The organism is Streptomyces sp. NPDC093795, assembly GCF_044764665.1.
GTDB lineage: Bacteria > Actinomycetota > Actinomycetes > Streptomycetales > Streptomycetaceae > Streptomyces.
Window position 1 is genome coordinate 320,898 of sequence record NZ_JBIWIO010000007.1, and the last position, 20,732, is coordinate 341,629.

The 20,732-nt window shown below is 73.0% G+C and carries 23 protein-coding genes; 15 read left to right on the plus strand and 8 right to left on the minus strand.

Features of this window, described 5'->3' with window-relative positions; genetic code table 11:
- Nucleotides 1–4 precede the first annotated feature (4 nt).
- The gene (locus ACIRB7_RS21105; protein WP_403600667.1) at nt 5–1,660 is read right to left on the minus strand and encodes an FAD-binding dehydrogenase; all 1,656 of its coding nucleotides are present in this window, start codon (nt 1,658–1,660) and stop codon (nt 5–7) included.
- 94 nt (nt 1,661–1,754) lie between these two features.
- Between ACIRB7_RS21105 and ACIRB7_RS21110 the strand changes: the two genes are divergently transcribed.
- The 7 genes from ACIRB7_RS21110 (at nt 1,755) to ACIRB7_RS21140 (ending at nt 5,976) form a co-directional block, all read left to right on the plus strand.
- Nucleotides 1,755–2,411, plus strand: coding sequence for a TetR/AcrR family transcriptional regulator (locus ACIRB7_RS21110; RefSeq protein WP_403600670.1), 657 nt, complete (start codon nt 1,755–1,757; stop codon nt 2,409–2,411).
- On the plus strand, nt 2,408–3,172 hold the full coding sequence (locus tag ACIRB7_RS21115) for a glucose 1-dehydrogenase (protein ID WP_403600673.1): 765 nt from the start codon (nt 2,408–2,410) through the stop codon (nt 3,170–3,172). Before ACIRB7_RS21110 ends, ACIRB7_RS21115 begins: the two co-directional genes overlap by 4 nt.
- Before the next feature lie 31 nt (nt 3,173–3,203).
- Entirely contained in the window at nt 3,204–3,740 is a 537-nt protein-coding gene (locus ACIRB7_RS21120) for an NUDIX domain-containing protein (RefSeq protein WP_403600676.1), read from the plus strand.
- Nucleotides 3,741–3,749: 9 nt separating this feature from the next.
- Entirely contained in the window at nt 3,750–4,145 is a 396-nt protein-coding gene (locus ACIRB7_RS21125; RefSeq protein ID WP_351217672.1) for a DUF202 domain-containing protein, read from the plus strand.
- Entirely contained in the window at nt 4,142–4,537 is a 396-nt protein-coding gene (locus tag ACIRB7_RS21130) for a DUF202 domain-containing protein (protein ID WP_403600681.1), read from the plus strand. Before ACIRB7_RS21125 ends, ACIRB7_RS21130 begins: the two co-directional genes overlap by 4 nt.
- A gap of 151 nt (nt 4,538–4,688) precedes the next feature.
- Nucleotides 4,689–4,985, plus strand: a complete 297-nt coding sequence (locus tag ACIRB7_RS21135) for a hypothetical protein (protein WP_403600684.1) — start codon at nt 4,689–4,691, stop codon at nt 4,983–4,985.
- Between the two features lie 79 nt (nt 4,986–5,064).
- Nucleotides 5,065–5,976: an MBL fold metallo-hydrolase gene (locus ACIRB7_RS21140; RefSeq protein ID WP_403600687.1), complete on the plus strand. Its 912-nt coding sequence runs from the start codon at nt 5,065–5,067 to the stop codon at nt 5,974–5,976.
- 167 nt (nt 5,977–6,143) lie between these two features.
- Here the strand turns inward: ACIRB7_RS21140 and ACIRB7_RS21145 are convergent, their stop codons facing one another.
- Nucleotides 6,144–7,442 (minus strand): enolase C-terminal domain-like protein, encoded by a 1,299-nt coding sequence (locus ACIRB7_RS21145; protein ID WP_403600690.1) that lies wholly within the window; start codon nt 7,440–7,442, stop codon nt 6,144–6,146.
- Nucleotides 7,443–7,573: 131 nt separating this feature from the next.
- Between ACIRB7_RS21145 and ACIRB7_RS21150 the strand changes: the two genes are divergently transcribed.
- Together ACIRB7_RS21150 and ACIRB7_RS21155 are read left to right on the plus strand one after the other, a co-directional pair.
- Entirely contained in the window at nt 7,574–8,596 is a 1,023-nt protein-coding gene (locus ACIRB7_RS21150) for a phosphotransferase (RefSeq protein ID WP_403600693.1), read from the plus strand.
- Between the two features lie 6 nt (nt 8,597–8,602).
- Nucleotides 8,603–9,817 carry an acyl-CoA dehydrogenase family protein gene (locus tag ACIRB7_RS21155; protein ID WP_403600696.1) on the plus strand — a complete coding sequence of 405 codons (1,215 nt, stop codon included), beginning with the start codon at nt 8,603–8,605 and terminating at the stop codon, nt 9,815–9,817.
- 64 nt (nt 9,818–9,881) lie between these two features.
- Here ACIRB7_RS21155 and ACIRB7_RS21160 read toward each other — a convergent pair whose 3' ends face one another.
- Entirely contained in the window at nt 9,882–10,475 is a 594-nt protein-coding gene (locus tag ACIRB7_RS21160; RefSeq protein ID WP_403600699.1) for a TetR/AcrR family transcriptional regulator, read from the minus strand.
- Between the two features lie 94 nt (nt 10,476–10,569).
- Nucleotides 10,570–11,376 (minus strand): SDR family oxidoreductase, encoded by an 807-nt coding sequence (locus ACIRB7_RS21165; protein WP_403600702.1) that lies wholly within the window; start codon nt 11,374–11,376, stop codon nt 10,570–10,572.
- A 213-nt stretch (nt 11,377–11,589) separates the two neighbouring features.
- Here ACIRB7_RS21165 and ACIRB7_RS21170 point away from each other — a divergent pair, with 213 nt between their 5' ends.
- The 5 genes from ACIRB7_RS21170 to ACIRB7_RS21190 all read left to right on the plus strand — a co-directional run bounded on the left by ACIRB7_RS21170 (nt 11,590) and on the right by ACIRB7_RS21190 (nt 17,378).
- Complete coding sequence (locus tag ACIRB7_RS21170; protein ID WP_403600705.1) at nt 11,590–12,897, plus strand: exo-beta-N-acetylmuramidase NamZ domain-containing protein; 1,308 nt, start codon at nt 11,590–11,592, stop codon at nt 12,895–12,897.
- Between the two features lie 85 nt (nt 12,898–12,982).
- Nucleotides 12,983–14,317, plus strand: coding sequence for an erythromycin esterase family protein (locus ACIRB7_RS21175; protein WP_403600707.1), 1,335 nt, complete (start codon nt 12,983–12,985; stop codon nt 14,315–14,317).
- 125 nt (nt 14,318–14,442) lie between these two features.
- Complete coding sequence (locus tag ACIRB7_RS21180; protein WP_403601048.1) at nt 14,443–15,663, plus strand: alpha/beta hydrolase; 1,221 nt, start codon at nt 14,443–14,445, stop codon at nt 15,661–15,663.
- Nucleotides 15,664–15,889: 226 nt separating this feature from the next.
- Nucleotides 15,890–16,504, plus strand: a complete 615-nt coding sequence (locus ACIRB7_RS21185) for a hypothetical protein (protein WP_403600709.1) — start codon at nt 15,890–15,892, stop codon at nt 16,502–16,504.
- A 127-nt stretch (nt 16,505–16,631) separates the two neighbouring features.
- Nucleotides 16,632–17,378, plus strand: a complete 747-nt coding sequence (locus ACIRB7_RS21190) for a 3-keto-5-aminohexanoate cleavage protein (RefSeq protein ID WP_403601051.1) — start codon at nt 16,632–16,634, stop codon at nt 17,376–17,378.
- On the opposite strand, the gene soxR is transcribed toward ACIRB7_RS21190, so the two are convergent.
- The gene (gene soxR / locus ACIRB7_RS21195; protein ID WP_403600711.1) at nt 17,375–17,851 is read right to left on the minus strand and encodes a redox-sensitive transcriptional activator SoxR; all 477 of its coding nucleotides are present in this window, start codon (nt 17,849–17,851) and stop codon (nt 17,375–17,377) included. The two genes, ACIRB7_RS21190 and soxR, sit on opposite strands and share 4 nt — an antisense overlap.
- A 130-nt stretch (nt 17,852–17,981) precedes the next feature.
- On the opposite strand from soxR, the gene ACIRB7_RS21200 reads away from it, so the two are divergent.
- Entirely contained in the window at nt 17,982–18,443 is a 462-nt protein-coding gene (locus ACIRB7_RS21200; RefSeq protein ID WP_403600713.1) for a MaoC family dehydratase, read from the plus strand.
- On the opposite strand, the gene ACIRB7_RS21205 is transcribed toward ACIRB7_RS21200, so the two are convergent.
- From ACIRB7_RS21205 to ACIRB7_RS21215, 3 genes are all read right to left on the minus strand, one after another.
- Nucleotides 18,434–19,060, minus strand: coding sequence for a TetR/AcrR family transcriptional regulator (locus ACIRB7_RS21205; RefSeq protein WP_403600716.1), 627 nt, complete (start codon nt 19,058–19,060; stop codon nt 18,434–18,436). The genes ACIRB7_RS21200 and ACIRB7_RS21205 overlap by 10 nt on opposite strands.
- 109 nt (nt 19,061–19,169) lie before the next feature.
- Nucleotides 19,170–19,457 (minus strand): YiaA/YiaB family inner membrane protein, encoded by a 288-nt coding sequence (locus tag ACIRB7_RS21210; RefSeq protein ID WP_351217703.1) that lies wholly within the window; start codon nt 19,455–19,457, stop codon nt 19,170–19,172.
- A gap of 75 nt (nt 19,458–19,532) precedes the next feature.
- Nucleotides 19,533–20,684 carry an acyl-CoA dehydrogenase family protein gene (locus ACIRB7_RS21215; protein ID WP_403600719.1) on the minus strand — a complete coding sequence of 384 codons (1,152 nt, stop codon included), beginning with the start codon at nt 20,682–20,684 and terminating at the stop codon, nt 19,533–19,535.
- Nucleotides 20,685–20,732 lie beyond the last annotated feature (48 nt).

Genomic DNA, 20,732 nt, shown 5'->3' on the forward strand with positions numbered 1-20,732 from the left:
CGCGTCAGCCGACCGCCCTCGCCGCCGCCCTGCCCGCCGCGCGGCCCGAGAAGATGCAGCCGCCGAGGAAGGTGCCTTCCAGGGAGCGGTAGCCGTGGACTCCGCCGCCGCCGAAGCCGGCCGCCTCGCCGGCCGCGTACACGCCCTCCAGGGGTTCGCCGTCCTCCGTCAGGACGCGGGAGTCGAGGTCGGTCTCCAGGCCGCCGAGGGACTTGCGGGTGAGGATGTTGAGGCGGACGGCGATGAGCGGGCCCGCCTTGGGGTCGAGGATGCGGTGCGGGGCGGCCGTGCGGATGAGCTTGTCGCCCAGGTACTTGCGGGCGCCTCGGATCGCCGTGATCTGGAGGTCCTTGGTGAAGGGGTTGGCGATCTCGCGGTCGCGGGCGGTGATCTCGCGGCGGAGGGCCGCCTCGTCGATGAGGGGCTCGTCGGTGAGCGCGTTCATGCCCCGGACGAGGGCCGGGAGGTCGTTCTCGACGACGAAGTCGACGCCCTTGTCCATGAACGCCTGGACCGGGCCCGGCACGTCGGCGCGGGCGCGGCCGAGGACGTCCCGGACGGACTTGCCGGTGAGGTCGGGGTTCTGTTCGGAGCCGGAGAGGGCGAACTCCTTGCCGATGATCCTCTTGTCGAGGACGAACCAGGTGTGGTCGTGGCCGGTCCGCGTGATGTGTTCGAGGGTGCCGAGGGTGTCGAAGCCGGGGAACAGGGGGACGGGCAGCCGCTTGCCGGTGGCGTCGAGCCAGAGGCTGGACGGTCCGGGCAGGATGCGGATGCCGTGCCGGGCCCAGATGGGGTTCCAGTTCTCGATGCCCTCGGTGTAGTGCCACATGCGGTCGCGGTTGATGTGCCGGGCGCCGGCCTTCTCGGCGACGCCGAGCATCAGGCCGTCGACGTGGGCGGGCACGCCGGAGAGCATCCGGGCGGGCGGGGTGCCGAGGCGTTCGGGCCACTGGGCGCGGACCAGGTCGTGGTTGCCGCCGATGCCGCCGGAGGTGACGATCACGGCCTGGGCGCGGAGTTCGAAGGTGCCGGTGGTGGTGCGGGTGCTGGCGGTGCCCCGGGCGGCGGTGGAGGGTTCCAGGATCTCGCCGGTGACGGTGTCGACGGCTCCGGCGGTGCGGCCGAGGGCGGTGACCCGGTGGCGGAAGCGGAACTGGACGAGGCCCCGGGCGACGCCCTCGCGGACCGTGCGCTCGAAGGGGGCGACGAGGCCGGGGCCCGTACCCCAGGTGATGTGGAAGCGGGGTACGGAGTTGCCGTGGCCGTTGGCGTCGTAGCCGCCGCGCTCGGCCCAGCCGACGACGGGGAAGAAGCGCACCCCGCGCGCGTGGAGCCAGGAGCGCTTCTCTCCGGCGGCGAAGTCGACGTACGCCTCGGCCCACTTCCTCGGCCAGTGGTCCTCGGTCCGGTCGAAGCCCGCGGTGCCGTACCAGTCCTGGAGGGCGAGGGCGTGGCTGTCCTTGACGCGCATCCTGCGCTGCTCGGGCGAGTCGACGAGGAAGAGCCCGCCGAAGGACCAGTGGGCCTGGCCGCCGAGGGACTGTTCGGGTTCCTGGTCGAGCAGGATCACGGTGCGGCCGGCGGCGACCAGCTCGGCGGTGGCGACGAGCCCGGCGAGGCCGGCCCCGATCACGATCACATCAGCGTCGTAGGACATGGACCGCATCTTGGATACACGAATGTATCGAGTCAACCGTTTCACCGATCGGCGACCCTTCCCGTTTTCTAATGTCCGGCATTAATATGAGTCCATGGCGAGAACATCGGGGCCCGAGACCCGGGAGAAGCTGATCCGTGCGGCGGAGGAACTCTTCGCCGCCCAGGGCGTGCTCGGGGCGCAGCTGCGGGACATCGTGGGCCGCGCCGGGCAGGCCAACCCCTCTGCCGTGCAGTACCACTTCGGCTCCCGGGCCGGGCTGCTCGACGCGGTGATGAGAGGCCGCCAGGCGCGTACGGAGAGTGTGCTCGCCCCGCTGCTCGCGGCGGCCCCCGACGAGCTGCGCGCCCTGGTCACGGCCCTCGTCACGGCGGAGGCGAGCGAGCTGGGCACCGAGTCGGGGCGGCGCTGTCTGCGGATCTCCGCGCAGCTCAGCCATGAGAGCGGTGTGCGCGCCCGCACCCCCCATCCCACGCTCGCCGGCACCGGCTACTGGCGTCTGATCGAGCGGATCACGGACCGCCTGGCCGTCGACGGGCTGCCGGAGCCCCTGCTCCTGGAGCGTCTCGACCTGGCGCTGACCGTGGTGGGCGCGGCGATGGCGGACCGGGCCCGGCAGTACCTCGACGGCACGGAACCCCTCACCGGCGAGGCGCTCTTCCTCGCCGATCTGGTCGAGACCACCACCGCCCTGCTGCGTGCCGCGCAGCCGGAGCAGGCACCTCCCCTTCCCCGAAAGGATCTTCCATGAACGACCTCACCGGCAGGACCGTGCTCATCACCGGCGGCGCCCGCGGCCTGGGGGCCGAGGCCGCCCGGCAGGCGGTGGCGGCGGGCGCGAACGTCGTGATCACCGACGTCCTGGACGAGGAGGGCAGGGCGACCGCGGACGCGCTCGGCGAGCGGGCCCGCTTCCTCCACCACGACGTGACCTCCGAGGAGGAGTGGGCGGCGGCCGTCGCGTACGCCGTGGCGGAGTTCGGCGGGCTGCACGGCCTGGTCAACAACGCGGGGATCTCGACCGGCGGCTTCCTGGAGAGCGAGTCCGTCGAGCGCTTCCGCAAGGTCCTCGACATCAACCTGACCGGCGTCTTCATCGGCATGAAGGCCGCGATACCGGCGATGAGGGAGGCGGGCGGCGGCTCGATCGTCAACATCTCCTCGGCCGCCGGCCTGATGGGCCTGGCCCTGACCGCCGGATACGGCGCCGCGAAGTGGGGTGTGCGGGGGCTGACGAAGATCGGCGCGGTGGAGCTCGGAACGGCGGGCATCCGCGTCAACTCCGTCCACCCGGGCATGACGTACACCCCGATGACGGCCTCCGTCGGCATCGAACGCGGCGAGGGCAAGTACCCGAACACGCCGATGGGCCGGGTCGGCGAGGCCGACGAGATCGCGGGCGCGGTCGTCTTCCTGCTCTCGGACGCCGCCTCGTACGTGACCGGCGCCGAACTCGCCGTCGACGGCGGCTGGACCACCGGCCCGACGGTCAAGTACGTCATGGGGCAGTGAGGCCCGTCGGCGCTTTTGCTTGGATGGGGGCATGAGCGCCGCTGAGGAGATTCTCGATGTCGTCGACGAGCACGACCGGGTGATCGGACAGGCCCCGCGCGGTGAGGTGTACGCGCGAGGCCTGATCCACCGTTGCGTCTTCGTCCGGGTCAGGGACGCCGAGGGCCGAATCTTCGTCCATCGCAGGACCCCGACGAAGCTGGTCTTCCCCTCCCTGTACGACATGTTCGTCGGCGGGGTCGTCGGCGCGGGCGAGTCCTACGACGAGGCCGCGCTGCGGGAGGCGGAGGAGGAGCTGGGGGTCTCCGGGCTGCCCCGGCCCGAGCCGGTCATGCGTTTCCTGTACGACTCCGAGGGCGTGGCCGGGAAGTGGTGGTCGGCGGTGTACGAGGTCCGCTGCGAGCTGCCCGTCCACCCTCAGGTGGAGGAGGTCGCCTGGCACGGCTTCCTCACCGACGGGGAACTGGCCGAGCGGCTCGGCACCTGGGAGTGGGTGCCGGACGGGCTCGACGCGTATGAGCGGCTGCGGGACCGTGGGGCGGGCGGCGGGCGCGGGGCCGGCCGTTAGGGTGCACGTGTGAGCGACTTCGTACAGAGCCTGCGGCTGTGGTTCGCCCCGCAGCGGATCCGGGACGAGGGAGAGACCCCCGACTACCGCTTCTCCCTCGCCAACGAGCGGACCTTCCTCGCCTGGATCCGGACCGCGCTCGCCCTGGTCGGCGGCGGGTTCGCCGTGGACCAGTTCCTGCCGGACCTGCGCTGGGGCGTGCGGGTCGGGCTGGCGCTCGCGCTGCTCGCGGCCGGGGTCCTGTGCGCGCTGCGGGCGGTGAACCACTGGGTGCGCTGCGAGCGGGCGATGCGGCGCGGCGAGGATCTGCCCGGGTCCCGGTTCCCGGCGTTGCTGAGCCTCGCCGTGGCGGTGGTGGCGCTCACGATGGTGGTGGTCGTGGTCTTCGGCTGGACGGGGCGGTGACGGAGGGCTCCGATCCGGGGGGCGGGGCTGAGGCACGTGATCCCGGGGCGGGGGCGGCCGAGGCGCGTGATCCCGGGGCCGGGGCGGCCGAGGCACGTGATCCCGGGCTTCAGCCGGAGCGGACGCGGCTCGCGTGGCGGCGTACGACCCTGTCGTGCACGGTGGTGGCGGTCCTCGCCGTCAAACTGGCCGTCCACGGCGACGTCACGGCGGTGGGGCTGACCGGGCTCGCGCTCTCGGCGCTCGTGTGGATCGGTTTCCTGGCCGTCGCCCATCGCCGGATCCGGTCCCTGAGCGCGGCCAGGCCGCGGCCCCTCTCGCACCGGGGCGCGCTGTTCGCGACGGTGTGCACGATCGCGCTCGCCGTCTTCGGGGCGGCGATGATCTGGTGACCCGGGGCCCGTGGGCCGGGGAGACAGGCACGACACGAGCCGGACAGGTTGGGCGGATCGGACAGGCCGGACGGGAGGGGCAAACCGGGACCAGCAGTGCATTCGCGGCTAGCCTGGGGTGTGTCAGCCGACCCCTCACAGAGGCCATGTCATGACCGTTCTCCACAGCGAACACCCCACGCACCCCCACACCCACGGCGCGGACTGCGGCCACCCGGCGGTGACCCACGAGGACCACGTCGACTACGCGCACGACGGGCATCTGCACCGCGAGCACTCCGGACACTGGGACGAGTGCGAGAAGTCCGGCCACGTCGCCCACGACGGGCACGCGCACGAGCACGGGCCGGAGTGCGGACACCAGGCGGTGACGCACGGGAACCACGTCGACTACGTGCACGACGGGCACCGGCACGCGGCCCACGACGGCCACTGGGACGATCACTGAGCCGTGCCGACTTCCCCCGGGCTCGGGCCGACTGGCAGGCTGCGCCTGTCCAGTCGGGCTCTCAACCGGGGGAACTCCTGTGTCTGCCACCGATCCCTATGTGGTCGCGCTCGCTCCGAAGGTCCACGCCTTCGTCCAGCCCGACGGCGGGTGGTGCCTGAACAACGCCGGCTTCCTCGGCGACGCGCGCGAGTCGCTGCTCGTCGACACCGCCGCCACCGAGCGGCGGGCGCGGCTGCTGCGCGAGGCGGTGCTCGCCGAGGGACTTCCGCTGCCGGGGACCGTCGTCTCCACCCACCACCACGGCGACCACACCTACGGCAACGGGGTGTTCCTGCCGGAGGCGCGGATCGTGGGGCACGAGAACTGCCGGAGCGAGCAGCTCGCGGCCGGCCACCAGCTCCATCTCCTGTGGCCGCGGACCGACTTCGGCAAGGTCGACATCCTGCCGCCGTCCGTCACCTACCGCGAACGGCTGACGCTGTACGTCGGGGACATCGAGGTGCGGCTGATCCACCCGGGCGTCGCGCACACCACCGGCGACTCGATCGTGCATCTCCCCGCGCAGGGCGTGGTCTTCACCGGTGACCTGGTCTTCCACGGCGGGACGCCGTTCGTGCCGATGGGTTCGCTCGCCGGGTCGCTGCGCGCGCTGGAGCTGCTGCGGTCGCTCGACGCGCCGACGGTCGTCCCGGGGCACGGGCCGGTGGCCGACCCCTCGGTGTACGACACCACGGAGCGGTATCTGCTCTGGGTGCGGGAGCTGGCCGCCGAGGGGTACGCGAGGGGGGCGGCGCCGCTGGAGACGGCGCGGCGGGCGGAGCTCGGCGAGTTCGCCGCGTGGCGGGAGAGCGAGCGGCTCGTGGCGAACCTGCACCGGGCGTACGCGGAGCTCGAGGGTCTGCCGGAGGGTTGCCCGCTGGACCCGGCCGTGGTGTTCGGCGACATGGCGGCGATGAATGGTGGGGTGCCGGTGGCCTGTCACGCGTAGCGCTTGAGCGCGCGGCGGCGAGGCCTGTGTGCGGGGTCCTGTTGGCGTGCGGGGCCTCTGGGCGGCGGGGACCAGGGGCGGGGGCGCTCGCCGGCGCGCCGTCCCGTGTGCCCACCCGTCCCGCCCTGCGGGACGATTGCCCACACGGGGGGGGCAGGAGGCACCCGTCACCACGTGCGCTGTTGCCATTCCGGGGTCGATCGTCGCATCGCCGCCCTGTCGTCGCGGTTTCGTAGGGTGCCGTCGTCTTCGAGCCAGCGGCGGTGGAGGGCGGCGAGTGCCGTGCGGTCGAGGTCGACGCCCAGGCCGGGGGCGTCGGAGACGGTGAGGTGTCCGTCGCGGAAGACGGGGCGGGTGGTGACGACGTCCTCGGTCTGCCACGGGTAGTGGGTGTCGCAGGCGTGATGGAGCGCGGGCAGAGTGGCGGCGACCTGGGTCATGGCGGCGAGGCTGATGCCCAGGTGGGTGTTGGAGTGCATGGAGAGCCCGACGCCGTACGTCCGGCAGAGCGCGGCCAGTTCGCGGGTGCGCCCGAGCCCGCCCCAGTAATGGTGGTCGCACAGGACGATCCGTACCGCCCCCTTCGCGAAGGCCTCCGGGACCTCCTCGAAGGTGGTCACGCACATGTTGGTGGCGAGCGGCACGTCGGTGCGGGCGGCGATCCCGGCCATGGCGTCGGTGCCGCTCGCGGGATCCTCCAGGTATTCGAGTACGTCCTCGAGTTCGCGCGCCACGGCGAGCGAGGTCTCCACGGACCAGGCGCCGTTGGGGTCGAGGCGCAGCGGGCGGCCGGGGAAGGCCTCGGCCAGCGCGCGGATCGCGGCGATCTCCTGCTCGGGCTCGAACACCCCGCCCTTGAGCTTGAAGGAACGGAAGCCGTGGAGGCGGTCGAAGCGGCGGGCCTGGGCGACGATTCCGGCGGGGTCGAGGGCCGGACCCCAGTCGTCCGTCGGCAGGTCCCGGCCGCCCGCGTCCGGGTGGGCAGCCCAGCGGTAGAAGAGGTAGGCGCTGTACTCGACGGTGTCGCGGACCTTGCCGCCGAGCAGGGCATGGACGGGCAGGCCGAGCGTCCTGCCGAGTGCGTCGAGGCAGGCGGTCTCGAAGGCGGAGACGACGGAGAGGCGGAGCTTGTCGGCGGTGCGGACCCCGCGCAGTCCGGCGGCGTCGACGCCCGCGTCCGGTTCCTGGACGGCCCCGGCCGGCGCCGCTGCTGCGGCCAGGGCGAAGAGGGCGTTCACGTCCGTGACCGGGTGGCCCGGGAGCGCTTCGGCCAGCGGCCGGGCGAGGTCCAGGTACACGCTGTCGCCGTATGTCTCCCCGAGGCCGCTGACCCCTCCCCGGGTGATCACTTCGACGACCAGCCGGGGCGTGTAGGGCTGGTGGACTCCCTGGACGTTGAGGAGAGGCGGGTCGGAGATGAGGATCGGGGTCAGCCGGACTTCGTCGACGATCAGCTTCGCATCCATATGTGAACCCTATTCAGGGATACGACTCGACACCAGAGCCCGGCAGGGCTTTCCCGTGCCCCCTCTGGACGACATACCGACTGGTCGGTCATCATGAACGCCGACCGAAGCCGATCCGGAGGTACGTACGTATGAGTTCCGCCCCGCCGCCAGGCCTCGACCCCGAGCAGCTGCGCCGCTTCCTCGACCGCGAGCGCCCCGGCCTGGTGTCCGGCCCCCTCGAAGCCCGGCTGATCGAGGGCGGCCGGTCGAACCTGACGTACGTCGTGACCGACGGCGCCGGGCGCTGGGTCGTCCGCCGGCCGCCGCTCGGCCACGTCCTCGCCACCGCCCACGACATGCGGCGCGAGCACCGCGTCATCAGCGCCCTGCACAGCACGGACGTACCCGTCCCGGAGACGCTGCTGCTCTGCGAGGACGACTCCGTGCTCGGGGCGCCCTTCTACGTCATGGAGTTCGTCGAGGGCACGCCGTACCGCTCGGCCCGTGAACTCGCCCCGCTCGGCCCCGAGCGCACCCGCGCCGCCCTCCTCGGCCTGGTCGACACCCTCGTCGACCTGCACGCCGTGGACCCGGCCGCCGTCGGTCTCGGCGACTTCGGGCGCCCCGAGGGCTTCCTCGACCGGCAGCTGCGCCGCTGGGGCAAGCAGCTCGACGCCTCGCGCGGCCGTGAACTCGCCGGGATCGACGAGCTGCACGCCGCCCTCGGCCGATCGCTCCCGCCGTCCGGGGCGCCCACGGTGATCCACGGCGACTACCGGCTCGACAACGTCCTCATCGACGGCGACGACCGCATCCGGGCCGTCCTCGACTGGGAGATGTCCACCCTCGGCGACCCGCTCACCGACCTCGGTCTGCTCGTCATGTACAGCACGCCGCTCGACCTGCCGGACTCCCCCGTCTCCACGACCGCCACGGCCCCCGGACACCCGAGCGCCGCCGAGCTCGTCGAGCGCTACGCGGCCCGCTCGGGCCGCGACACCTCCGCCCTCGCCTGGTACACGGCCTTCGCCTGGTTCAAGCTCGCCGTGATCCTGGAGGGCATCCACTACCGCTGGACCCTCGGGCAGACCGTCGGCGCGGGCTTCGACCGCATCGGCGACCTCGTCCCCGTCTTCATCGAGCACGGCCTCACCACCCTCCAGGAAGGCTGATCCGTCATGGACTTCGCGTACGACGCCCGCACCGAGGAACTGCGGGCGAAACTCCTCGCCTTCATGGACGAGCACGTGTACCCGGCCGAGGTGGTCGCCGAGGAGCAGCGCGCCCTGCTCGCCTCCCCCTGGGACACCCCGGCGGTCGTCGACGAGCTCAAGGCCGAGGCCAGGCGGCAGGGCCTGTGGAATCTCTTCCTTCCCGACGAGGAGTACGGGGCGGGGCTCACCAACCTCCAGTACGCGCCGCTCGCCGAGATCACCGGCCGCAGCCCGCACCTGGCCCCGACCGCCCTCAACTGCGCCGCCCCGGACACCGGGAACATGGAGCTGCTCGCCCAGTTCGCCGACGAGGCGCAGAAGAAGCAGTGGCTCGAGCCGCTCCTCGCGGGCGAGATCCGCTCGGCGTTCGCGATGACCGAGCCCGAGGTCGCCTCCTCCGACGCGACGAACATCGAGACGCGGATCCGGCGCGACGGCGACTCGTACGTCGTCGACGGCCGCAAGTGGTACATCTCCGGGGCCATGAACCCCGACTGCGCGATCTTCATCGTGATGGGCAAGACCGACCCCGACGGCGCCGACCCGCGCCGCCAGCAGTCGATGATCCTCGTGCCCCGCGACACCCCCGGTGTCGAGGTGCGGCGCGCGATGCGGGTGTACGGGTACGAGGACCACTCCCACGGCGGCCACGCCGAGGTGCTCTTCGACGGGGTGCGGGTCCCGGCCGCGAACCTGATCGGCGAGGAGGGCGGCGGCTTCGCCATCGCGCAGGCCCGGCTCGGCCCGGGCCGCATCCACCACTGCATGCGGCTCATCGGGATGGCCGAGCGGGCCGTCGAGCTGATGTGCCGGCGCGCGGTCTCCCGTACCGCCTTCGGCAAGACGCTCGCCCAGCAGGGCGTCGTGCAGAACTGGATCGCGGACGCCCGGGTGACGATCGAGCAGCTGCGGCTCCTCGTCCTCAAGACGGCCTGGCTGATGGACACCGTCGGCAACCGTGGCGCGCACACCGAGATCCAGGCCATCAAGATCGCGACTCCGCGCGCGGTCGTCGACATCATCGACAAGGCCGTGCAGGCGCACGGGGCGGGCGGGGTGTCGCAGGACTTCCCGCTGGCCGAGCTGTGGGCGGCGGCGCGCACGCTGAAGCTCGCGGACGGGCCGGACGAGGTGCACCAGCGGTCGCTGGCGCGGCGGGAGCTGAAGAAGTACCTGTAGCGGTGGCTGCACGAGGGAGGGGCCCACGACCGTTCGGTCGTGGGCCCCTCCGTCGCGTCCGGCCCTACGGCCGGAGCGCCCTGAGCAGGAGGTCGGCGAGGTGGCCCGCGACCTGCTCGGGGGTGAGCGGGCCGTCCGGGCGGTACCAGGTGGAGAGGTGGTGCACCGAGCCGAAGTGGTAGTCGACGACCAGGTCGGCGGGGGTCGCCGAGGAGAACACCCCGGCCTGCTGACCCTCCTCGATCAGGGCGCGGAACCGTTCGTGGTAGCGGCGGCGCTCGGATCGGACCTGCTTGTTCTTCTCCGGGCTGAGGTGGTGCATGGAGCGGAAGAAGATGGCGGCGTCGTCGAGGTTCTCGATGGTGGTGACGACGACGTCGGCGGCGGCGTCGCGCAGCCGGTCCTCGATGGGCGCGTCGGCGTCCGCGTACGCGTCGAGGCGTTCCTGCTGGAGGCGCAGGACGCGGGAGTAGACCTCCTGGAGGAGGTCCTCCTTGGAGCCGAAGTAGTGGTAGAGGGCGCCCTTGGTGACCCCGGCGGCCTCGACGATCTCCTGGACGGAAGTGCGGTCGTAGCCCTGCTCGGCGAAGAGCCGGGTGGCGGCGGCGAGGAGCCTCTGGGGGACGGGGGTGCCGCTCCCGTCCGTCGTCCTGGCCATGCTCCGCCGCCTTCCGTGGTGATCGTTTTCGGTCATGGGGAACGTGTTCCCGCCGGTAGATCTTCCCATCCGCCGGGGTCCGCGCCGACGAGGGCTATCGGGTGCCCGTCTCCCAGGCCTGCTGGACGTGGTTCATGGTGGAGAGCCAGCGCTCGGGGTCGGTGGCCCGGTTGCGGTAGTAGCCGGCGACCTCGGGGTGCGGCAGGACGAGGAAGCGGTCGGCCGCGACGGCGTCGAGGAGGGCGTCGGCGACGTCCTCGGGCTCGATGGCGGTGGGGGCGAGGACGAGTTCGCCGGCCGTTCCGGCGGCGGTGAGCATGTCCGTACGGACGCCCTGCGGGCAGATGGCGTGGACCTTGAGGCCGCGGTGCCGGTAGGTGAGGGAGAGCCATTCGGCGAAGGCGTACGCGCCGTGCTTGGAGACGCTGTACGGCGCGGCGCCGATCATGGTGAGCAGTCCGGCGGCGGAGACGGTGCAGACGAACCGGCCGCTGCCGCGCTCCAGCCACTCCGGGAGGAGGGCGCGGGCCGCGCGGACATGGGCCATGACGTTGACGTCCCAGGCGGCGGCCCACACGTCCTCGTCGGCGAAGGCGTCGCCGGGCGAGGAAAGACCGGCGTTGGCGCACCAGACGTCGACGGTGCCGCCGAGGGCCTCGCGGGCCTCGTCGACGACGGCGGAGGCGTCACCGGGGACGGCGAGGGCGCCGATCTCCTCGGCGACGGCCTTCGTGCGGACGGGGTCGAGGTCGTTGACGACGACCCGGGCCCCTTCGGCGGCGAACCGGCGGGCGAGGGCGGCGCCGATGCCACCGCCCGCTCCCGTGACGACCACTCCGGCGCCCCGGACGACGCCCGTGCTCCCGCTCGCGTCCGTGCTCCCGCTCGTACCCGCACCCATGGCGTGATCCACCTCTCCGCGACGACGACCCTGACCTGTCGACCGGCAGACTAACCGGTCGGTATGTCGGGAGGGAAGGGACCGGGTGGGGGTGACGGACGAGCCGGACCCGGCGGGTCCCGCACGCCTCGTTCCCCGGGGGCGTCAGGAGCGCTAGCGTGCGTGCCCATGTCACGCGCCCCGGCCGGGGACGGCGATCGAGGAGGTTTCCGCATGAGCCTGTCGCGACGGAGTCTGCTGGCCGCCGGAGGCGCGCTCGGGGCGGTGGCGGCCACCGCGCCCACCGCTGCGGCGGCCACGCCATCGGCTTCGCAGGCCGGCGCGGCCACCGCTTCGGAGCCCGCCTCGGCGGCCGGGGAGCGGTCGGGCCGGCACGGGGTACGCACCGGGTTCGAGCGGCTCGCGGCCGACGGGTACGCCCTCCTCGACGGCGAGCGGGTCGGCGTCGTCACCAATCCGACCGGCGTCACCCGGGACGCGCGGCACATCGTGGACGTGATGCACGCCGACGAGCGGGTGGACCTGGTCGCCGTCTTCGGCCCCGAACACGGCTTCCGCGGCACGGCCCAGGCGGGCGGCTCCGAGGGGCGGTACGACGACCCGGCGACCGGACTGCCCGTCTACGACACGTACCTGAAGAGCGGACAGCCGCTCGCGGACGTCTTCACCGCCTCCGGGGTGGACACCGTCGTCTTCGACATCCAGGACGTCGGCGCCCGCTTCTACACCTACATCTGGACGCTGTACGACTGCATGGCCGCCGCCGCCCTCGCCGGGAAGCGGTTCGTGGTCCTGGACCGGCCGAACCCGGTGACCGGGCGGGCGGCCCTCGGCCCGGTCCTCGACCGGGCGTTCGCCACGTTCGTCGGACGCGAGCCGATCGCGCAGGCGCACGGCATGACGGTGGCCGAGCTGGCCCGTCTCTTCGAGGGCGAGTTCCTGACCGCGCCCCTCGCCCTGGAGACGGTACGGATGTCGGGGTGGCGGCGTACGGACTTCTTCGACGCGACGGGGCTGCCATGGGTGCCGCCCAGCCCCAACATGCCGACGCCGGACACCGCGCTCGTGTACTCCGGCACCTGCCTCTTCGAGGGGACGAACCTGTCCGAGGGCAGGGGCACCACCCGCCCCTTCGAACTCCTCGGCGCCGAGGGGATCGACCGGCGGTGGGCGGATGCGGCGAACGCGCTCGGTCTGCCCGGGGTGCGGTTCCGTGAGGCGTACTTCGCGCCGACCTTCTCCAAGTTCCAGGGGAAGACGGTGGGCGGGGTGCAGCTGCACGTCCACGACCGGGACTCCTTCGACCCGGTACGGACCGGGATCGCGCTCCTGGTCACCGCCCGGAGCTCGTGGTCCGGCTTCGCCTGGCGGGCGGACCACTGGATCGACAAGCTGACCGGGTCGACCCGGGTACGGACCATGATCGACGCCGGCGCGGGCGTGGACGAGACCGTGGGGGCGTGGCAGGCCGACCTGGCGGCGTTCCGGGCGGTACGGAAGGAGTACCTGCTCTACCGGTGAGGCGAGGGCGACCGGGGGCTGTCCCCCGGTCGGAACGGGTGCGGGCGGGATGTTCCCCAGGCGTCTCGCCGACCACGCTGGCCCCATGAACTTCTCCTTACGCCGCCGGCTGCCCCTCGTCGGACTCCTGCTCGCCGCCTGTCTCGGCACCCTGGCGCCCGCCGCCGGCGCCACCGCGGCCCCGGCCGCGCCCGATCCCGCACGTGAACTCGCCCGGACCGCACAGCCCTTGACCGATCTTCGCCCGCTCGACCGGATGATCGGCTCGGCCAAGGTCGTCGGGATAGGCGAGGCCACCCACAGCTCGGCGGAGTTCTTCACCGCCAAGCACCGGATCTTCGAACACCTCGTGGAGCGGCGGGGCTTCACCACCTTCGCCCTGGAGGCCAACTGGTCGACCGGACTGCTCGTCGACGAGTGGGTGCGCACCGGCCGCGGCGACATCCGGAAGATCATGCGGGACGAGTTCCAGGAGTCGTACCGCCTCTGGAACACCGAGGAGTACCTCGACCTGTTCCAGTGGATGCGGCGGCACAACCAGCTCCACCCCGGGCACCAGGTCCGCTTCATGGGCAACGACCTCGGCTACGCGGGCGTGAACGTCTTCGACGAGGTGACCTCGTACGTGTCCCGTGTCCACCCGGCGCTCCTCCCCCGCTTCCAGGAGCTGTACCGGGCCTCGCGCCCCACCGGCGAGGTGGAGGCGTGGATGAAGGGGTACATGGAGAAGCCGCGGCCCGAACGGCAGCGGATGGCCGCCGAGGTGAACACCGCCCTCGCCCTCCTGGAGCGGCAGCGCCCCGGGACGGACGCACGCGCGCGCGAGGCCGCCGCGTGGGCCGTCCAGCACGCGCGATCCATCGCCCAGGTCGGCACCGAGTACGCCCACGACATCCTGACGGACACCGGGGTCGCCGAGGCGATGCTCTACCGCGACCGGGTCATGGCCGAGAACACCGTGTGGTGGCAGCGGCGGACCGGCGACCGGATCCTGCTCTCCGCGCACAACGGGCACGTCGGCTACGAGACCACGAAGCCGGACCAGTACCCGCGGCTCCAGGGCGCCTTCCTCCGGGACGCCCTCGGCCGGGACTACGTGAGCGTCGGCACCTCCTTCGGACAGGGCTCCTTCAACGCGCACGACACCGAGGCCCCGGGCGAGCCGCTGCGGCCCTTCACCGTCGGCGCGCTCGGTCCCGACAGCAGCGCCCACACCCTCGACCGGGTCGCGCCCGGCGCCTTCTACCTGGACCTCAGGCGCACGACACCGGCGGCGCGCGACTGGCTCGGCACGCACCGGCCGACCCGGGGCATCGGGACCGCGTACCCGTGGCCCGGCGCCGTCGCCCCGGTCCGCCTCTCCACCGCGTACGACCTCCTCGTCCACTTCCCCCGGATCACGGCGGCCCGGCTGCGCTGACAGCGCGCCGCGCGTCTGGACGGGGCCGTGCGCGGGCATGCTGGCCTTGGAGCCGCCGCCCGCGCACGGGCGCACCCGGCGTCGCGGCCCCCTCGACGTGGAGGGACGGTCGGGCCGTGGCCGGGATGAGTGTGGAGCCGTACCAGGAGATCAGCTTCGACAAGGAGGGCGACGGGCCGCCGGGGCAGACCGCGGCCCTCGCCGCACTGGCCCGGCGAGGGGTCACCGACCTGGTGGTCCTCGCGCACGGGTGGAACAACTCGCCCTCCGGCGCCACCCGCCTCTGCTCCGACTTCTTCGCTCCCTTCCCCGGCCTGCTCGCCCCCGGGACCGAGGTCGGGTACGCGGGGGTGATGTGGCCGTCGATGATGTTCACCGGCGAGCCGGTCCCCGACTACCGGGCCCTCGTGACGGTCCTCCCGGAGAAGGAACCGGTCCTCGACCGGATCACCGAACTCCTCGTCACGGCACCGGCGGACGCGGGCGCGTTCGCCGAGTTCGGGGCGCTGCTGCGGGAGCTGACGGACGTGTCCGGCGGTGGCGACCGGGAGAGCGCCGCCGGGCCCGGGGAGCCGGTGCCGGAGTTCCTGGTCGCGGACCCGGTGGAGGTCTGCGCCTTGTTCACGGAGGCGCTGGAGGGGGGCGGGGGCGCCGTACCGACGGAGGGCTTCGGGGAGGGCCTCACGCGGTACTGGAAGGGCGGCCGGGAGGCGCTTCGGCAGGCCACGTACTACGTGATGAAGAAGCGGGCCGGGCAGGTCGGCGAGTCCGGGCTCGGGCCCCTGCTCGGTGAGGTCGCCCGGGCCGCCCCCGGCCTCCGCGTCCATCTCGTGGGCCACAGCATGGGCGCCCGGCTCGTCGCGCACGCGCTGAAGGGGCTGCCCTCCGGGGCTCGTCCCGTCGCCTCCGTGACCCTCCTCCAGGGCGCCTTCTCGCACTACGCGTTCGCGGGGCGGCTGCCGCACGACCCCCGGCGGTCCGGCTCGCTGCGGGACATGCAGGAGCGGGTCAGGGGGCCCCTGGTGGCCTGCTACTCGCGGCACGACACGGCACTCGGGGTGATGTACCCGCTGGCGTCCCGGCTCGCGCGCGACTCCGAGTCGCTCGGGGCCGCCGCGCCCGGCCTGCTGGGCTCGGGCGATCCGCGCTGGGGCGCGATCGGTCACGACGGCGTCCAGGCGGTACCGGGCACGGTGGTACGGACCCTGGCGGCGGTCCTGCGCGAGGGGGTGCCGGCGTCGGGGTGCGTGAGCGTGGACGCGGCGGAGGTCGTTCTCTCGCACAGCGACATCTGCCGTCCCGAGCTGGCCCGGGTGGTGGTGTCGGCGGCACGGGCGGGCCGCTAGGGCCTGGGCGGATGCCTGGTCGAACGCCTGGTCAGGGCCTGGTCAGGGCCTGGTCAGGGGTCCGCTCAGAGGTTTGCGCGGCCTTGGCGGACGCATGCGTTCCGCCGGGTGTCAGGGGCCTCTCGCGCACCAGTGATGGCTGCCATCCGAATTTCGATGGAACACGGCGGGCCGCTCGTTCGTCCCTCTGATACCGCGGAAGGACCAGCGACGGAGGTGGCGGGAGATGGCCGGTTTCCGGAGTCTCGCGAGACAGGTGCGCGATCCGGGGTGCGACACGGCGCTGCGCAGGTACTCGCTGCGCAAATGCCTGGAGCGGTTCGCGCCGTACGGGCACCGGGCGACGTGGGACCACCTGTGCCGGCGGCACAGGTTCGGACCCGAGGACCGGGAGCTGGACCCGGGGCGGTTGATCGCCGCGCTCGACGAGCTGGAGGAGGCGCGGGCCGTGTGGCTCGCGTACGAGGAGGAGTTCGCCGCCCGGCGGCGGCGTGAGAAGCAGGAGGGCCTGCGCGGCCTCGGGGCGGTCGACGACTGGCACCGCCGGGTCTGGGGCGGCAACGGGGTGGTGCGGTGCGGTGATCCCGCGGTGCACCCGTCGGACCCGCTGCCGGAGGTGCTGCGGCGGCTGATCACGGCCCTGGAGCGCGGGCCTGGTGAGCGGTGCCCGGTGTGCGCGGGGCCGCGGATCGAGTGGGCCGGTCCCGCCGAGCCGTACGAGCCGTGGCTCGGCCCGGTCTGCGGGGACTGCGGGGTGGGCGTGCCGCGTACGGTGCTCACCTCGGGGGCGCTGGCCCGCGCCCGCGGGGAACGGAACAGGTCGCTGGCGTCGGCGGCGTGAGCGGGGCGGCTGGGGCGTCCGGTGCGTCAGGTGTGCCTGGTACGTCCGGTGCCACGGGGGCTCGGGTGCCACGGGCGCTCGGGGGCTTCAGGTGCTTGAGGCGTCTCAGGTGCCCCAGGTGACTCAGGTGCTTCAGGCGTGTCTCAACGGCTTGCGCGGGCCCGGTGATTCGGCGGCGGTCCCGGTGTCGCCGGAGTCGCTCGCGGAGTCCGCGGCGCGGGCGGTGGCGGCCGGGGCCCGGGAGGTGCGCGTGTACGCCCGTACGCCGTGCGGGGCGTCCTCGCTCTCGCCCCGGGTGCTCACCCCGCTCCTGGACGCGGTCCGGGCCGCGGTCGGCACCCGTACCGCGGCCGCGGACGGCGTCGCGGGCGCCAGGGTCCGGGTCGCGACGGCGGTGGCCGCCGAGACCGATCCGGGGTGCCGGGTGGAGCGGATCCACTCCTGGCCTGTGCTGCCCGACCTCGTGTCGGTGGACTGGCACGAGCCGGACGCCGAGGAGGTGGCGGCGGCGCTCCTCCAGCGGGGCGTCGGGGTCGAGGCCGCGCTGCGGTCGGGCACGGACGGCCCGGCCCGGTTCGCCCGCTCCCCCCTCGCGCCCCGGGTACGGCGGATCGCCGCGGCAGTGCCGTACCCGGAGACGAAGACAGAGGCCGAGATCGAGGCCGCCGCGCGCTCGCTCCTGGCGGCGCTCGTCCTCCCGCCCGGCGTCCCGGTGCTGCTCCACGGCGAGGAGGGCGGCGCGTGGCCGGTGCTGCGGCTCGCCCGCCGTCTCGGCCTCGCGGCCCGGATCGGGTTCGAGGACACCCTGCTGCTGCCGGACGGCACCCCGGCACGCTCCAACGCCGAGCTCGTGACGACAGCTCTCGGCAGCTAGGGCGCGTCCGGGCCCGGCCGGCGGACCGGCAGCAGGCGGGAGCCCGCGATGCGTTCGCCGACGACGTCGTCGGGGTTGGACAGGACGCAGGTCTCGAGCGAGAGGCAGCCGCAGCCGATGCAGTCCGTCAGGTGGTCGCGGAGCCGGCCGAGCTGGGTGATGCGCTCGTCGAGCTCGGCGCGCCAGGCGGCCGAGAGCTTCGCCCAGTCGTCGTTGGTGGGGGTGCGTTCCTCGGGGAGCTGGGCGAGCGCCTCACGGATCGTGGCCAGCGGGATCCCGACCCGCTGCGCGGCGCGGACGAAGGCGACCCGGCGCAGGGTGTCGCGGCCGTAGCGGCGCTGGTTGCCGGTGGTGCGGCGGCTGCTGATGAGCCCCTTCGCCTCGTAGAAGTGGAGGGCGGAGACGGCGGCCCCGCTACGGGCGGAGAGCTGGCCGACGGTGAGTTCGTGGATCTTCTCTGGAATCTGCGGCACCCCGCGACCCTACTGGTCCGTCGACCGGCCACCCCCGCCCGTCCGTTGACAGCGCCCCCCTCACCCCCACATGCTGAGCAAGCGCTTAGATACCGACCGTTGGGTATGCCGTACCGAAGGGAACAGGAACATGGCCGAGCCGAGGATCTTCACCTCCGCCGAGGAGCTGCGCGCGGGGGTCGGCGAGCAGTTGGGACACAGCGACTGGCTGGAGATCGACCAGAAGCGGATCGATCTCTTCGCGGAGGCGACCGGGGACCACCAGTGGATCCACGTGGACCCGGAGCGCGCGGCCTCCGGCCCGTTCGGGACGACCATCGCGCACGGCTATCTGACCCTGTCGCTGCTGCCGCTGTTCGTCCCGCAGCTCCTGACGGTCGAGGGCATGAAGATGGGCGTCAACTACGGCACGGAGAAGGTGCGTTTCCCCGCTCCCGTGCCGGTCGGCTCGCGACTGCGGGCCACGGCCGTCCTGACGAAGGTCGAGGAGGCGGGCGGCGGCGTGCAGGTGACGGCGGCGGTGACGGTGGAGCGCGAGGGCGCCGAGAAGCCGGTCTGCGTCGCCGAGTCGGTCTCCCGCTACTACTTCTGAGCGCCGACCATCCTCAGGACGAGGTCGGCGTAGAGCGCGCCGACCTCGTCGGGCGTCCGGCGGCCCTGGGTGTTGAACCAGCGCGAGACGTCGATGCAGAGGGAGAGCACGGCGACCGTCGTGCCGGCCACGTCGGGCACGTCGAACTCGCCCGCCGCCACGCCCTCGTTGATGACGCGGCGCACCACGGCGTCCGACCTGCGGCGCAGTTCCACGATCTCGGCGCGGTGTTCGGGGCCGAGGGCGTCGAGTTCGTACTGGACGACCCGGGCCGTCGTGTGGCGCTCGGCGTGCCAGCGGACGAAGGAGCGGACGGCGTCGGCGAGGCGCTCGGCGGCCGTGCCGTCGGCGTCGGCCGCGGCCGTGAGGATCTCCAGGGCCCTGTCGTGACCGATCCTGCTGATCCGGTGGAGCAGCTCTTCCTTGGTCTTGTAGTGGATGTAGAGCGCGGCCGGGCTCATCCCGGCACGGCCGGCGATGTCCCGGGTGGTGGTGGCGTGGTAGCCGCGCTCGGCGAACGCCTCGACGGCGGCCACCAGCAGCCGCCGGGCAGCCTCGGGCGTGACCTCGCCCCAGGGCATGTCCTCGACCCCGGGGGTCTCCTCCGCCGCGCTCATCCCACACTCCTCCTCGGACCCCGTCAGGACGCCACCATACAACGAGGGTGAGCAAGCGCTTAGAGCTCGGCGGCTCGGAGGTCACGGCCGACGGCCGGGTCCCGGCGGCTCAGAGCTTCTGGAAGGGGTCGTGCTCCGCGAGGAGCTTCTCCAGCCGGGCCTGGTCGACGCGGCTGACGATCTGCCCGGCCTCCTGGCGGTCGCGGACCACCTTGGCGAGCGTGAAGGCCGAGGTCGTGAGGTAGAGGACCGAGACGGCGAGGAAGGCGCGCACCCAGGCGCTCGCCTCCAGCTGGAAGATCCCGATGGACACGGCCGCGAGGGCGAGCCCGAAGGAGAGGACGGCCTGCGTGTAGTAGGCGGCGGTGTTCTGCTGCTTGACCGGTGTGTCGCTCATGCCGGACAGCATCGGCCGGATGTGGCCGGTGCCACATCCGTCCGCGTACTCATCGACGTACTCAGAAGCCGGGGTTCAGAAGGCCGACACCCCCGTCAGCGCCCGTCCGATGATGAGCTTCTGGATCTGGCTCGTGCCTTCGTAGAGGGTCATCACGCGCGCGTCGCGGAGCAGTTTGCCGACCGGGTACTCGTCGATGTAGCCGTAGCCGCCGAAGACCTGGAGGGCGTTGTTCGCGGCGCGGACGGCGGCCTCGGAGGCGTACAGCTTCGCCTTGGAGGCGGCGGTCGCGAAGTCCTGGCCGCGGTCGATCAGGTCGGCGACCCGCCAGGTCAGCAGCCGGGCGGCGTCCACGTCGACGGCGATGTCGCTGATCAGTTCCTGGACGAGCTGGTACGAGGCGATGGGCTTTCCGAACTGCTCGCGCTCCCCCGCGTACCGTACGGCGGCGTCGAGCGCGGCCTGCGCGATGCCGACGCAGCCCGCGGCGACCGACATGCGCCCCTTGGCGAGGGCGGACATGGCGACGGTGAAGCCCTTGCCCTCCGGGCCGAGCATCGCGTCGGCCGGGACGCGGACGCCGTCGAGGACGAGCTCGGCGGTGGCCTGGCCGCGCAGGCCGAGCTTGCCGTGGACGGGGCGGCGGGTGAGGCCGGGGGTGTCGGCGGGGACGAGGAAGGCGGAGACGCCCTTGTGGCCGGGGGTGTCGTTGGTGCGGGCGAAGAGCAGCACGACGTCGGCCCAGGTGCCGTTGGTGATGAACATCTTGGTGCCGTCGAGGACGTAGTCGTCCCCGTCCCGTACGGCCCTGGTGGCGAGGTTCCCGGCGTCGGAGCCGGTGCCGGGTTCGGTGAGGCCGAAGCAGCCGAGCGCCTCACCGGAGGCGAGCCGGGGCAGCCACGCCCGCTTCTGTGCCTCGCTGCCCCACGCGGCGACGGTCTTGGCGACCAGGCCGAGGGAGACGGAGACGATGCCGCGCACGGAGGAGTCGCCGCGCCCGAGTTCCTCGGTCACGAGGCAGTATGCGAGGTGGTCGCCGCCCGAGCCGCCGTACTCCTCCGGGATGGTGAGCCCGAGGAAGCCGACGGCACCGAGCTTCTTCACGATGGCCCGGTCGACCTCCTCGGCGCGGTCCCACGCCACGGCGTGCGGGGTCACCTCGCGCGCGACGAAGTCCTCGGCGAGCCGCCGTACGGCCTCCTGCTCCTCGCTCAGCGCCAGATCCACCGTGCACCCCTCACTCGGGCCGCTGCCCGGCTCATTAATTACCACTGC

Coding starts and splice junctions, on each gene's coding strand:
- ACIRB7_RS21105 (WP_403600667.1), bottom strand. CDS start 1,660: ATGTCCTACGACGCTGATGTGATCGTGATCGGGGCCGGCCTCGCCGGG.
- ACIRB7_RS21110 (WP_403600670.1), top strand. CDS start 1,755: ATGGCGAGAACATCGGGGCCCGAGACCCGGGAGAAGCTGATCCGTGCG.
- ACIRB7_RS21115 (WP_403600673.1), top strand. CDS start 2,408: ATGAACGACCTCACCGGCAGGACCGTGCTCATCACCGGCGGCGCCCGC.
- ACIRB7_RS21120 (WP_403600676.1), top strand. CDS start 3,204: ATGAGCGCCGCTGAGGAGATTCTCGATGTCGTCGACGAGCACGACCGG.
- ACIRB7_RS21135 (WP_403600684.1), top strand. CDS start 4,689: ATGACCGTTCTCCACAGCGAACACCCCACGCACCCCCACACCCACGGC.
- ACIRB7_RS21145 (WP_403600690.1), bottom strand. CDS start 7,442: ATGGATGCGAAGCTGATCGTCGACGAAGTCCGGCTGACCCCGATCCTC.
- ACIRB7_RS21150 (WP_403600693.1), top strand. CDS start 7,574: ATGAGTTCCGCCCCGCCGCCAGGCCTCGACCCCGAGCAGCTGCGCCGC.
- ACIRB7_RS21155 (WP_403600696.1), top strand. CDS start 8,603: ATGGACTTCGCGTACGACGCCCGCACCGAGGAACTGCGGGCGAAACTC.
- ACIRB7_RS21160 (WP_403600699.1), bottom strand. CDS start 10,475: ATGGCCAGGACGACGGACGGGAGCGGCACCCCCGTCCCCCAGAGGCTC.
- ACIRB7_RS21165 (WP_403600702.1), bottom strand. CDS start 11,376: ATGGGTGCGGGTACGAGCGGGAGCACGGACGCGAGCGGGAGCACGGGC.
- ACIRB7_RS21170 (WP_403600705.1), top strand. CDS start 11,590: ATGAGCCTGTCGCGACGGAGTCTGCTGGCCGCCGGAGGCGCGCTCGGG.
- ACIRB7_RS21175 (WP_403600707.1), top strand. CDS start 12,983: ATGAACTTCTCCTTACGCCGCCGGCTGCCCCTCGTCGGACTCCTGCTC.
- ACIRB7_RS21180 (WP_403601048.1), top strand. CDS start 14,443: ATGAGTGTGGAGCCGTACCAGGAGATCAGCTTCGACAAGGAGGGCGAC.
- ACIRB7_RS21185 (WP_403600709.1), top strand. CDS start 15,890: ATGGCCGGTTTCCGGAGTCTCGCGAGACAGGTGCGCGATCCGGGGTGC.
- ACIRB7_RS21200 (WP_403600713.1), top strand. CDS start 17,982: ATGGCCGAGCCGAGGATCTTCACCTCCGCCGAGGAGCTGCGCGCGGGG.
- ACIRB7_RS21205 (WP_403600716.1), bottom strand. CDS start 19,060: ATGAGCGCGGCGGAGGAGACCCCCGGGGTCGAGGACATGCCCTGGGGC.
- ACIRB7_RS21210 (WP_351217703.1), bottom strand. CDS start 19,457: ATGAGCGACACACCGGTCAAGCAGCAGAACACCGCCGCCTACTACACG.